This window comes from Vogesella sp. (assembly GCF_046297735.1).
Lineage (GTDB): Bacteria > Pseudomonadota > Gammaproteobacteria > Burkholderiales > Chromobacteriaceae > Vogesella > Vogesella urethralis.
In genome coordinates this window covers 109,152-121,822 of the sequence record NZ_JBKBHK010000008.1, presented here as the reverse complement: position 1 = coordinate 121,822, position 12,671 = coordinate 109,152, and the positions used below count along the sequence as shown (strand labels likewise).

9 protein-coding genes are annotated in these 12,671 nt (G+C 65.5%); 6 read left to right on the top strand and 3 right to left on the bottom strand.

All coding sequences use genetic code 11. The features are described 5' to 3' along the window. Positions 1 to 176: 176 nt before the first annotated feature. The gene (locus ACK4FZ_RS11690) at positions 177 to 824 is read right to left on the bottom strand and encodes a response regulator (protein ID WP_409821090.1); all 648 of its coding nucleotides are present in this window, start codon (positions 822 to 824) and stop codon (positions 177 to 179) included. Beyond that, a complete protein-coding gene (locus tag ACK4FZ_RS11685) occupies positions 812 to 2,410 on the bottom strand; it encodes a sensor histidine kinase (protein ID WP_409821088.1) in 1,599 nt (532 codons plus the stop codon). Before ACK4FZ_RS11685 ends, ACK4FZ_RS11690 begins: the two co-directional genes overlap by 13 nt. An 89-nt stretch (positions 2,411 to 2,499) precedes the next feature. On the opposite strand from ACK4FZ_RS11685, the gene ACK4FZ_RS11680 reads away from it, so the two are divergent. From ACK4FZ_RS11680 to ACK4FZ_RS11665, 4 genes are read left to right on the top strand one after another with little or no spacing between them, the layout of a single operon-like run. After that, positions 2,500 to 2,772: a hypothetical protein gene (locus tag ACK4FZ_RS11680; RefSeq protein ID WP_409821086.1), complete on the top strand. Its 273-nt coding sequence runs from the start codon at positions 2,500 to 2,502 to the stop codon at positions 2,770 to 2,772. Continuing rightward, positions 2,769 to 3,551, top strand: a complete 783-nt coding sequence (locus tag ACK4FZ_RS11675; RefSeq protein WP_409821083.1) for a hypothetical protein — start codon at positions 2,769 to 2,771, stop codon at positions 3,549 to 3,551. The genes ACK4FZ_RS11680 and ACK4FZ_RS11675 overlap by 4 nt, the downstream gene beginning before the upstream one ends. Positions 3,552 to 3,570: 19 nt before the next feature. After that, positions 3,571 to 4,005 carry a hypothetical protein gene (locus ACK4FZ_RS11670; protein ID WP_409821080.1) on the top strand — a complete coding sequence of 145 codons (435 nt, stop codon included), beginning with the start codon at positions 3,571 to 3,573 and terminating at the stop codon, positions 4,003 to 4,005. Positions 4,006 to 4,016: 11 nt separating this feature from the next. Further along, entirely contained in the window at positions 4,017 to 5,831 is a 1,815-nt protein-coding gene (locus tag ACK4FZ_RS11665) for a hypothetical protein (RefSeq protein WP_409821078.1), read from the top strand. 65 nt (positions 5,832 to 5,896) lie between these two features. Here the strand turns inward: ACK4FZ_RS11665 and ACK4FZ_RS11660 are convergent, their stop codons facing one another. Next, positions 5,897 to 7,237, bottom strand: a complete 1,341-nt coding sequence (locus ACK4FZ_RS11660) for a glutamine synthetase family protein (protein WP_409821075.1) — start codon at positions 7,235 to 7,237, stop codon at positions 5,897 to 5,899. Between the two features lie 187 nt (positions 7,238 to 7,424). Between ACK4FZ_RS11660 and ACK4FZ_RS11655 the strand changes: the two genes are divergently transcribed. Both ACK4FZ_RS11655 and ACK4FZ_RS11650 read left to right on the top strand, forming a co-directional pair. Next, positions 7,425 to 10,709 (top strand): DUF748 domain-containing protein, encoded by a 3,285-nt coding sequence (locus ACK4FZ_RS11655; RefSeq protein ID WP_409821073.1) that lies wholly within the window; start codon positions 7,425 to 7,427, stop codon positions 10,707 to 10,709. A 245-nt stretch (positions 10,710 to 10,954) separates the two neighbouring features. Next, positions 10,955 to 12,565 (top strand): methyl-accepting chemotaxis protein, encoded by a 1,611-nt coding sequence (locus tag ACK4FZ_RS11650; protein ID WP_409821071.1) that lies wholly within the window; start codon positions 10,955 to 10,957, stop codon positions 12,563 to 12,565. Positions 12,566 to 12,671: the final 106 nt, after the last annotated feature.

Below are 12,671 nucleotides of genomic sequence, written 5' to 3'. Positions count from 1 at the left end.
ATGGCCTTCCCCTTCGCCTGTGCAGCTCAGCGTGCTGCTGGCAGCCAATCCGGCCCACGTTGCCGATCTGATTACCTTCTGGGGTGCGCGCCCGTGCCATAGCGTCAAAATATGAAGCGGCAAGCGCCCGTCGCCGCCTGGCGCTACCCGGCGCATGACTGGGCACTGGCGCGATGCTACTCCGGCAGTGCGCGGCCGGTGTGCGCCAGCGCCAGCTTGAGTAGCGCGTGCTGGCTGTCGGCGCCCAGCTTCTGCTTCAGCTTCTGGCGGTGGGTTTCCACCGTATTGGCGCTGATGCCAAGCCGTGCCGCCATCTCGCCCTTACCCAGCCCTTGCGCCACTAGCAAGAACACTTCCAGCTCGCGCGCGCTCAGGCTGTCCACGCCTTGTGGTGCTTGCTGCCCCTGACGGCCAGCCAGCCGTACCGCCACATTGGGCGGCAGGTAGCGCTGGCCTTGTGCCAGCGCGGCCAATGCCTGCGCCAGCTCTTTGCCGGCTGCGTCCTTGATCAGGTAGCCGTGGGCGCCGGCTGTCAGCGCCTGTTCGATGACGCTGGCCTCGTCGCGGATCGACAGCACCAGCACGCGGCTACCGGCGGTCAGTAACTCGGGCAACAGCTGCAGGCCGTTGCCGCGGCCAAGGTTGATGTCCAGCAGTGTCAGTTGCGGCACCCTGGCGGCCAGCGCGGCGCGCGCTTCGGTGACGCTACCGGCCTCGGCAATGCTGATGCCGGGGCAATGGCTGCCCAGCAGCGCCGCCAAGCCCAGCCGCACGATAGGGTGGTCGTCCACCAATAGCGCGTGTTGCAGTGTCAGGCCAGACATACGGTGGTGCCTCTTCCGGGGTCGGTCTGCAGCTGCAGGCTGCGGCCCAGCAGGCCGGCACGCAGTTGCTGCGAGCGCAGGCCGATGCCGTGGCTGACGGTGGCCGTATCGAAGCCGCAGCCGTTGTCCTGCACTGTCAGCAATGGTGCATTGCCCAGCGCGAGTATGACCTGACTGGCCCGGCCGTGGCGGATGGCGTTACTGAGCGCCTCTTGTGCGATGCGGTACACGTGCAGCCGCGCTTCGGGGTCGAGCCGGGGCGGCGTGTCGTGCACCTGTAGCGCCACGCTGACGCCGCTACCGTCGTGCTGGCTAGCCAGCGCCTGCAGTGCCGGCTCCAGCCCTTCTTCCAGTAATGGTGCCGGCGTCAGGCCGCGTGCGCCCAGCCGCACTTCGTTTACCGCTTGCTGCAGGCAGCTTTGCAGCGCGCCCAGTGCCGGTGGTAGCGGCTGCAAGCTGCTGGCCAGGCTGTCTGCCAGCAGGCGCGCTGCGGTCAGCGACTGGCCGGCGCCGTCGTGCAGCTCGCTGCCCAGGCGCTGCCTTTCGCGTTCGCTGGTGTCCAGCAGCGCGGCTTCCAGCAGCTGCTGTTCTTCTTGGGCTTGCTTCAGCTCACGTGCACGGCGTGCCAGCCGGCGGCGTCGGCTGTCGGCAGCACGGCGCAGGCGCTGGCGGGTGCGCAGCACTGCCACCGTAGTGACGATGATCAGCAGGGCCAACAGGGATGTCAGCGCGATGGTGAGCTGGTCTTCCCAGTAGAACTCGTACCACTTACGGAACGGGCTGCGGTCGAACAGCGTTAGCCGGTAGGGTTGGCCGCTGAGGGTTTGCCAGTCCAGGTTGTCCCAGTGGGTAAGCCACTGCGGAATAGTGGGGTCATCGTAGATCGGGCGGCCATAGAAAAATTGCCCCGGCTGCCAGTCTTTGCTTTGCAGCATCGGTGCTGGCGGGTAGCTACCGTTTTCCGGGTCATCCAGCGGGTTGCCTTCGTCAAGCGCGTAGGCCGCGTGGTCCGGCTGGGCACGGACGCTGGCGTCCAGCGCTGCTTGCAGCAGGTAACGGGCGTGGATGTAGCCGGCCAGGCGGCTATCGTGGTGCAGCGGGTACAGCCACGACAGCACCGGTGGCTGCCCCGTTACCGCTTTGCGGCTGCTGTCGTCGCCCAGTACCGGAGCGTGGTGTGCTTGCAGTTGACCGGCCAGCGCGATGCTGGCGGCGTCCAGTGGCCTAGCAGCTTGGCCGCAGGTATAGCGACCCGCTTGCGGCCCTTGCGGCAGCACCAGGGTCAGCTGTTGCCAGCGGCCGTCGTCGAGCTGGCGGCAAATAGCCTGCCATTGTGCCGTTTGCAGCCGGCCCGCCTCGTCCAGCGCCCAGCGCAGCTGGCCGGCGTCGCTACGCGCCTGGGTGAGTTGCTGCTCGAAGCTGCGGTAGAACAGGTCTTTGTGGTCGCGGAAGCGGCGGCTGCTTTCCATCACCACCGCGTTCCACTCCGACCACGTTTGCACCAGTATCGTCAGCAGGGCCAGCAGCGTAACAGTGGTCAGGATCAGCCAGTCGGCCAGACGAAAGCGTGAGTGAGGGCGGGGCATGGGGATCAACCGGTAAGTGATACCGTCATTATTTCATGCTGCATAAACTTTCGTCATGTTCATGCGTTTGATATGAAGCGGAGCCTGACATGAAAACTTGCCACCTCCTTACCCTGTTGCTGGCGCTGGCCAGCACCGCAGCTTGGGCCGATCCGCCAGCTGCGCGCCGTCTGGCAGCTAACCCGGCCATAGAGCCGCCTAGCGAGGCGGCGTTCTTGCGCGACTACCAGCGCCGACAGCACGTGGTGAATGGCCATGCGCAGTACCACGCCTTTCTGCAGCGCTGGCGTGCGGCCAAGGCCGACGGCTGGCTGCTGGATGCGGCCAGCTACCAAGCGTCGTTTGTGGAAAGTGCACGATGAGTAGCCGACGCAGCACGATGCTGCTGAGCATGGTGGCCCTGCTGAGTGGCTGTGCCAGCCAGCAGCCGCTGTTACAGGAGGTAGATACCGCCTGGCGCGAGGCGCTCGGCAAGGTGGTGGCCGGCACGGTGGGTACGCTGCCGGGGGCACCGGCAGTCAGTAGCGACAGCCGGTACCCGGTGTCCACTTTCCAGCAAAGCGGCTTGCGTGGCGTGTTCGATGCCACCGATATGGCCAGCCGGCCGCAGTGGCCGCGGCTGGCGATTACCATCAAGGCGCTACCGCAAGAGGCCTATTACTGGTACGTGCGCGGGCAAGTTACGGTATCGCCGCACTACTGCATGCGTATGGATGCCGTGCTGTGGCAGGACGATAAGCGCAGCAAGCGCTACCCCGACCTGGTGTATTGCTTTAGCGACGCTCAGGACGGCAAGGCGATCCGCGCCAATTACCAGTACATGCGCTGGCGCACGATGAGCACGCTGGACCTGCGCCACAGTGGCCTGCAGCGTACCAACGGCCCCACGCCTCCGCAGCACAACTACCCGCAAGGCAAAAACGTGGTGGTGATCGACGACATGCTGATCATGCAGCTGCTCAATGCATTTATGTCCAGCGTGGGGCTGGATATCGAGAAGCACCCGGACGAACACCGTTTCTGGGTGGTGTCCATCCCGGACCGCCAGCAATGGCAGCAGCCTGCGTACGTATTACCCACCCCGATGCCGCCTTGCGTGTTGAGCCAGATCGGTACCGACGGCTGCTACCGCAAAGATTGATAAACCCAGGGAGACAAACATGCAGTGCACACAATGCGGGTCGGAACAGACCCAGCGTCTGGAAGTGATCTACGAACAGGGCACCACCACCATCCGCACCCAGAGCACCTCGGTAGGCGCGGCGGGTAACGGCAACTTTGGTGCGGGCACGGCTACCACGACCACCAGCGGTATCCAGCAAACCAAGCTGGCCAGCCGCGCAGCCCCGCCGCAACGCAAGTCGAAGGTGGGAGGCGTGTGTCTGCTGCTGCTGGGCATCTTGCTTGGCTGGATGGGCGTCGGTAACAGCGGCTGGCTGTTGCTGCTGGGGGGCGTAGCGCTGGCCGGTGGTTTCCAGCTGCTGCAACGGGCTGCTACCTACAACCGCGACGTGTTTCCACCTCTTTATCGACAGTGGCAGGCCAGCTGGTTGTGTCACCGTTGCGGCTGCATTTACCAATACGGCCAGCATTGAGGAGCGGCCTGATGAAGACGTTTCATAGCGTAAGATGGGCATTGTCGTTGTGTCTGGCCACTATATTGGCGGCCTGCTCCGGCGGCGGCTCGGGGGCTGCAGCCACAGCGGAAGGGGGGGGCAGCACGGTAGCGCCGCAGTGGCTGACTGGCGTGGTAGCCATTGGCAAACCGCTGGCCGGCGCCCGCGTTACGCTGCGTGACGCGGTCGGGGTGGAGCGCAGTGGCGGTACCGATGCCGACGGTCACTTCAGTCTGGACCGTCAGGGCTTGCAGCCGCCGATGCTGCTGGAGGCCGTCAGTAATGATATCCGCGTGTATGCACCTGTGTTTGCCGGTGATAGCCATGTCAACGCCAACCAGCTCACCAGCGCCCAGCTGCGACAGCTGTTGCAGCAACAGTGTGGTAGCGACGCTTGCCGCAGTGCGGTACAGACCCAGCCGTTGGGTATCCCGCTATCCGCAGGGCAGGTGAGCTTGGCCGTGCTGACTGCGGCCAGCTTTGATGAAGACATGCGTTTGTTGGGGCTGGCTGCCGGTGTAGGCAGTAACAGCAGCACGCTGCGCACCGACCTGGCTTTTCGTGCCGATGGCACCGGCTGGGACGCGGTGCTGGACGCGCACCCTTACACCACGCTGGCGGTGAATACTCAGGGCATCAGCAGCGCGGGTCAGCTGCTGCAGGCACCGCTTACCACACTCAATCTGGCTGATGCACCGGCCTTGTTTCAGCCTGATGTCAGTTTTGCCACCTATTGCAAGGGTGCTCTCAGCAGCAAGGTATACCGTGCCGGTGATGTGGATGTTTACGGCCAGGCCAGTAGTGAAGCACTGCTGCGCGAAACGGCCATGCTGGCAGCAGCCTACCGTGCCAAAGAGCTGGCGCGTTTCGGGTTGGAGGCGGCCAGCCAGCCGCGCATGCAGGTATGTGTGGACAGCAGCAAGCAGGCAGGTACCAGCGGCAATGGCCTGGCATGGGCCGGTCACTATGTGTACGTCAGCGGTGTCGGTAGCGACGGCCCCGCCGAATGGCGCCGTACGCTGCAGCACGAGATCATCCATGCCGTTGTAAACGCTGCCACTGGTAATACGTCGGCGCTCTACGCTGGCGGTCCGCGCATGGTGGAGACCTGGTTTAACGAAGGGCTAGCGCTGCACTTTGCTGGCCAGGACGGCTGGCTGCTGGACAGTGACAACTGGTTTGCTGACACCCAAGGCCACCCGCTGCACCCGATGGACGTCAGCACCCAGGGCATGGTCAATGGCCGCTTGGGTAGCGACATGGGGTACTACCCGATGTACCGCATGATCATGAGGCAGCTGCAGCATGCCAATGGCGGGCCGGTTAACTTCGAGCAGAAGGTGCGCAAGGTGCTGCAGGCAGTGTCAGGCAAGCCGCTGGCCGAGCAGCCGGACACCTTCCGCCATGCGGTTGCCAGCGAGCTGTTCGGCGGCGTGGCGTATGCCGTCTATCGCCAGCAACTGGCGGGTACGCTGCGCGGCTTTGTGGCAGATACCACGCTGCCCTTGGCGTATCGTGGCGGCAACCTGGTGAGCGTATTCCGCCTGCCTGCGGGTAGTACGCCAGATTGTGCCACGCTGGTGCACAGCAGCGAGGAAGCCCAGATCGTCAACGGCAACATCCTGTTGCCCAAGGCCACGGGTAGCCAGTTACTGTTCCTGCTGCAGTCCGAAGAGATGGTGGGCGGCCAGCAGCACTTGCAGTACTACCCGCTGCAGACGGTGAATGTACAAGGCGACATACTGACGCCGGCCGTGTTGGACTTGTCCGGACAGACCACTGCCAGCTTGCAGTGCCCGGCCTGACGCGTGATAGGTCAAGCCCTGCGGCCAACCTTGCAGCAAGGTTGGCCGCAGGGTCGTTGCCCGTGCTACACGTGCAGCAGCAAAAAGCGCCGCTCCCACGGGCTGATCACGTTGAAGTACTCGCCGTACTCGGCTTCCTTGATGGCGCTGTAAGCCTGGATGAAATGCTCGCCGAACAGCTCGGCCAGCGGCTGGCAGTTCATCAGCAGGTCGATGGCGTCGTCGAGGTGACGCGGCAGCTGGTGCGGCTGGTCGTAGGCGCTGCCGGCCAGCGGCGCGTCCGGCTGCAGACCTTGCGTCATGCCCAGATAGCCGCAGGCCAGGCTGGCGGCCAGTGCCAGGTAGGGGTTGACGTCCACGCCGGCCAGGCGGTTTTCCACGCGCCGTGCTTCCGGGCCGCTGTGCGGCACGCGCAGGCTGCAGGTGCGGTTGTCGTAGCCCCAGCTCAGGTTGATCGGCGCCGAGGTAAAGCGCGACAGCCGGCGGTAGCTGTTGACGTAGGGGGCGAAGAACGGCATGGCCGCCGGCAGATAGGTTTGCAGCCCGCCGATGAAGTGGAAAAACGCCGGCGACGGGTTGCCGTCGGGCTGGCTGAAGATATTGTGGCCGCCGTCCAGCGCTACCACGCTCTGGTGGATGTGCATGGCGCTGCCGGGCTGGCCCTGCATCGGCTTGGCCATGAAGGTGGCGTACATATTGTTGCGGATGGCCACCTCGCGTACGGTGCGCTTGAACAGGAACACCTGGTCGGCCAGCGCCAGCGGGTCGCCGTGGTCCAGGTTGATTTCCATCTGCGCGGTGCCCATCTCGTGGATCAGCGTGTCCAGCGCCAGCCCCTGCGCCTGGCACCAGTCGTACATCACGTCGAAGATGTCGTCGTATTCGTTCACCGCGTCGATGCTGAAGCTCTGCATGCCGGCTTCGGTGCGGCGCGTGCGGCCCACCGGCGGCTTGAGCGGCATGTCCTCGTCCGGCTCCAGCTGCACCAGGTAAAACTCCATTTCCGGCGCCACAATCGGCTTCCAGCCTTGTTGTTCGTACAGCTTGAGAATGCGTTTGAGCACGTTCCGCGGCGACAGCGCTGCCGGCGTGCCGTCGAAATTGACGCAGTCGTGGATGATCTGGGCGGTGGGTTCCTTGGCCCACGGCACCGGGCGCAGCGTGCTGGCGTCGGGGATCAGCCGCATGTCGGGGTCGGCGGGGGCGGTAAAGTCCTGCTCCGGGTAGTCACCGGTGACCGTCATCATCAGTACCGCCTCCGGCAGGCGCAGGCCTTCGGCGGCGTTGTACTTGTGGCGTGGCACGATCTTGCCGCGCGCCAGGCCGGTCATGTCCGGTATCAGGCATTCCACTTCGGTGATGTGGTGTTCGTCCAGCCAGCGCTGGATGGTTTGGGCATCATTCATGGGCGGGCTCCTGCAAGGGGACGGACCGCGTCGAGGCAAGCCTTTATGGTTTGGGCTTACGCTTCCGACACAATTCCAGCCGGGAAAAGTTATAGAATGAGGCAAACGCTTGTACGCATTGCCCTTTCAGCAAGATCGGGGCCATGCCTTATGACGCCCCATCCGCTTTTTTTCTGCCTGCTACCCGATGACCGAAACCACGCCGCCCACCTCTGCCCCTTCCTCGCCCTGGCCGCGCCGCCTGCTGTGGAGCACCGCCAGCGTTGCCGTGCTGGCTGTGGCCAGCTGGGCCGCCGTCCCTAAACTGGTGCAGCACTACGCTGCCCAGTGGGCGCAGGGTATCGGCCGCCAGCTTACGCTGGGCGAGGTGCGCTTCGAGCCGTGGGCGCTGCGGCTGACACTGCGCGACATCCGCCTGGCCGACCGCGACGGCAGCGTCTTGCTGGCCGCCAAACGGCTGGTGGTAGACGCCGATGCGCTGCCGCTGTTGCTGGGGCGGGTGTCGCTGGCCGAACTGACACTGGAGGCGCCGCAGCTGCTGGCCCGTCGCGATGCAGCCGGGCTGTGGAACTGGGCGCGCTTTTCCGCCGACGCTGCCGGCCCGGCCAAGGCCGAGCCCAAAGACAGCGAGCCAGTGAAGCTGCTGATCGCCCGCCTGGCCATCCTGCGTGGCCAGGTGCAGTTGCAGGACGCGCTGGCCGGCGGCCTGCACCGCCAGGTACTGCCGCTGGATCTGCAGCTGAAAGACCTGTCCACCTTGCCCGGCAGCGACGGCCGTTACCGGCTGGCGGCCGCGCTGGACGACGGCACGCAGCTGGACTGGCAGGGCAGCCTGCAACTGCAACCGCTGCAGTCCGACGGCGTGCTGACCGTGCGCGACCTGACGCTGGCCGGCCTGTGGCCGTATGTGCAGCCGCACCTGAAGTTGGCCGCGCCGGCCGGCAGGCTGGGCCTGCGCGTGCCGTACCGCTTTGACCTCAAGGGCAAGACGCTGCAACTGGCCAGCCACGGTTTTGCGGCAAAGCTGCAAGGGCTGGCGCTACAGGCGCCGGGTAGCGGCAGCCCGCTGAAACTGGCCAGCCTGACGCTGGACGGCGGCCAGTTCGACCTGGCTTCGCGCCGGCTGGCCCTTCGCCAGCTGACGCTCAGCGGTGCCGAGCTGGCCACGGTGCTGGACCGCCACGGTCGCGCCGATTGGCTGGCCGCCTTGCCGCCCGCCGCCCCGGCCAGCGCTGCTGCCAAGCCGGCCGTCAAGCCTGCCGCCGGCCCCGGCTGGCAGCTGCAGCTGCCGGCCATCACCCTGCAGAACTGGCAATTGAAAGCTACCGACCAACGCTTTGTCAGCCCGCTTAGCGCCAGCCTGACGTTGCAACGCTTGCAGGCATCGCTGGCTATCGACGCCGCTGGCGGCGTCAAACTGGATAAAGCCACGCTGGCGCTGCGCGATCTGGCGCTGGCCAGCGGCCGCCAACCGGCCCAGGCCCGCCTGGCAGCGCTGGACGTGGCCGCCAGCAGTGCCGATGTGGCCCGGCGCCAGTTGGTCGTCGGCGACATCCAGCTGCGCGGCTTGCAGCTGGCCGCCGCGCGTAACAAGCAGGGCGAGCTGGACTGGCAACGCCTGCTACGTCGCCACCCGCAGCCGGCAGCCGTGGCCGTAACCGGCAGCGCGGATAGTGCGCCGGCACCGGCCTGGCAACTGCAGTACCCGCAACTGACGCTGAGTGACAGCCAGCTGCGCTGGCGCGACGCCACCACCGCGCAGCCGGTGGCGCTGCAACTGGCAATCGACCAGGCCACGCTGCAAGGCAACCCGCAGCAGGGTTTTGCGCTGGACTGGCAGTCGCGGCTGGGCCGCGGCCAACTGGCGCTGCAGGCGCGGCTGGCGGCCAACCTGCAAGACGTCACCGCCACGCTGGACGCCCGCAACCTGCCGCTACAAGGCGTGGCACCGTACGCGCTGGACGCCACCACGCTGCGCTTTGGCGGCGGCGAGCTGTCGGCAAAAGTGAAAGGCAGCTGGCGAGCGCAGCGTTGGCAGGCTGACGGCCAGCTGGCGCTGGCCCGCCTGGCCTTGTACGAGCCCGGCCAGCGCGAGCCGCTGCTGGGCTGGCAGCGCCTGCAGCTGGACGGTATCCGCGCGCGGCCGCAGCGCATCAGCGTGGGCGACGTGCGGCTGGTGGCACCGCAGCTGCGCTTTATCCTGGACGAACAGCGGGTACCCAACTTTACCCACGTGCTGAAACCGAAGCCTGCCACCGCCGCCGCACCGGTTGCGGCCAACCCTGCCGCCAAACCGGCAGCGGTACCGGTGGTGGACGTGCGGGCGGTGCGGGTGCGTGACGCGCGGCTGGATTTTGCCGATCGCGGCCTGAACCCGGCGTTCGGTACCCGTATCCATAGCCTGTCCGGCACGGTGCTGGGCTTGTCCAGCCAGCCGGGCCGTCGTGGCACGGTAGCGTTGGATGGCCGCGTCGACCAATACGGCGACGTGCGCATCCGCGGCAGCCTGTCGCCGCTGGACGTCACCCGCGATCTGGACATGGCGCTGAATTTCCGCAACATCCCGCTGGGCAGCCTCAACCCGTACGCGATGACCTTTGCCGGCTGGAAGATTACCGACGGCCGTCTGGGCACCGAGCTGCGCTACCTGCTGCAAGACCGCCAGTTGAAGGGCGACAACCGCATGGTGGTGGACAACATCCAGCTGGGCGAGGAAGTGGCCGACTATCAGGGCACGCGTCTGCCATTGCGGCTGGCCGTGGCCATTCTGGAAGACAGCGACGGCCGCATCGACCTGTCGCTGCCGGTGGCCGGCAGCCTGGACGCGCCGGACTTCAGCTACGGCCACCTTGTATGGCAGGCGCTGCGCAATGTGCTGGTGAAGGTGGCCACAGCGCCGCTGCGGGCGCTGTTTGGCGGCGAAGGCTTTGACGAGATCTATGCCGACGCCGGCGACGACCGCATCCCGCCGCCAGAGCGCGAAAAACTGCACAAGCTGGCCGAGGTACTGGCCAAGCGGCCCAAGCTGAGCCTGGCGCTGGGCGGCGGCTACGATGCCGACGCCGACGTGGCTGCGCTGGTACGGCAGCAGGTGGACCGCGACATCCTGCAGCGTGCCGCGTACAAGCTGCACGCCGACGAGCCGCTACCGGTGCCCGACCTGGGTGACCCGGCGGTGCGCAGTGCGGTCGGCGACGCCTACAGTGTGCAGTTCGGTCGTATAGCCTGGCTCAAGCATGTGGCCACCACCGCCGACACCCCGGCGCGGGCGCAGGCCATGCGCACAGAACTGCTGGCCGCCCGCAAGGTAGACGACAAGGCGCTGCAAGCGCTGGCCGACGCCCGCGCCCGCGCCGCCCGTCAGCTCTTGTTGGCCGCACAGCCGGCGCTGGCCGAGCGCATCACGCTCTTGCCGCCGCAGGCGGGCCGCGCCAGCGCCGACGGCGTGCCGCTGCTGCTGAAATTGCAATAAAACCACGTCACACTGCGGCACAGACAACGCGGGCAGCTGCACTTTCGGTCAGCTGCCCGCGTTGTCTATTGAAAGCCTGCTGACAGCTACAGTGCCCATCATGGTGCGTGCTGGCTTGCCTATTGCACTGGGCTGGTTCATACCACAGCAATAGCAATAAAAGAGCGATGGCTGACTTGCCTTTGCTGCCAACGGGGGTAGCGGTTTATCTACCCCACTGATAACGATAAGAAACGGAGATTCGCATGAAACTATCAACCCGTCTTGCCATCCTCACCGCCGTCAGCCTGTTTGGTTTGCTGCTGCTGGGTGGCATGTCGCTGTATTTCAAGAAACAGGATCTGTTGCGGGAGAAGGAGCTACAGATCACTCAACTGCTGCAGATCGCCGAGAATATCGTAGCCCGCCACGCCAAGCTGGTGGCGGAGGGCAAGCTGCCGGAAGCGGAGGCCAAGCAGCAGGCGCTGAAGGCGCTGGCCCATGTGGCGACCGATGACGTTTACTACTTTGTGCGTGACCCCGGTAACGTCATGTTGTATCACCCCAAGACCTCGCGTATCGGCAAAGTGGATGACGGCGGCAAAGGACCGGATGGCCGTACTTCGGTAGAGGTTTATGCCGAGGCGCTGAGCAAAGCGCAGTACGGGCTGGTGTACGTGGTAGCGGCGCGGCCCGGCAGCGATGTCGATATCCCCAAACTGAACGGTGTGGTGCGTGCCCAGCCCTGGGGCTGGGTGATTGGCACCGGCTTTTTTGTTGACGATATCGACGAGGCGTTCTGGCACGCCGCGCGTCTGATGCTGGCCTTTGTGGTGTTGGGTGTCCTGGCGGTAGGGGGGCTTGCCTGGTTGCTGTCGCGCAGCATCCTGCGTTCGTTGGGTGGCGACCCGGCCTACGCTGCCGGGGTGGTGCGCCGCATCGCCGAGGGCGACCTCACCGAGCAGATTGACGTCAACGGCCCCGAGCACAGCCTGCTGGGCAGCATGCGTACCATGCAGCACAAGCTGGTGCAGATCATCGGCGAGATCCGTCAGGGCAGCCACGACATTGCCGACGCCGGCAACCAGCTCAAGCAGCACATGGGCCACCTGCAAAGCGTGTCGCACAATGCCAGTGAATCTACCTCGTCGGCAGCGGCGGCCATCGAGCAGCTGTCGGTCAGTATCGACCACGTGACCGCCAGCGCCCGCGACAACGAAAACGACGCCGTGCACACGGTGGAAGAGGCCGCCAGTGGCAGCACGCTAACCGCCGAAGCCAGCCGCCATATCGAACTGATTGCCAGCCAGGTAGGCGAAGTCAATACCCAGGTACAGTCGCTGTCGGAGCGAACCCGCAACATCAGCGGCATTGCCGAAACCATCCGCGAGATTGCCAACCAGACCAACTTGCTGGCACTGAACGCCGCCATCGAAGCCGCCCGTGCTGGCGAAACCGGCCGCGGTTTTGCCGTGGTGGCCGACGAAGTACGCAAGCTGGCCGAACGCACCGCGCTGGCTACCGACGAGATCGGCACCATTGTGCAGGCGGTGGTGGCCGATACCGGCACCGTGTCTGGCCAGGTGCAGAGCATTGCCCCGGTGGTAGAGCAGGGCGTGGCACGGGTGCAGGAAGCGTCGTCGGCACTGCAGACCATCAACCACCGCGCCCAGGATTCGCTGTCGCGCATCCGCTCGGTAGCGCAGGCCATGGCCGAGCAAAGCAAGGCCGGCACCAGCATCGCCGGCAGTGTGGAGCAAGTGGCCGGCGTGGTGGAAGACGCGCTGTCGTCGGCACAACAAGCTGTTGAGCAAGTGGCAGCCATTCACCAGCAGGCCGAAAGCCTCAGGCAGGCGGTTCAGCGTTTCCGGGTATAAGGGCTGCCATATAGTTGGCCGGGCATGCCGGCAGCTGGACTGTTGATACCCATCAACCCCGTTTGACACAAAAAATTGTGTAATCAATGCCATTGAGTGCTACATA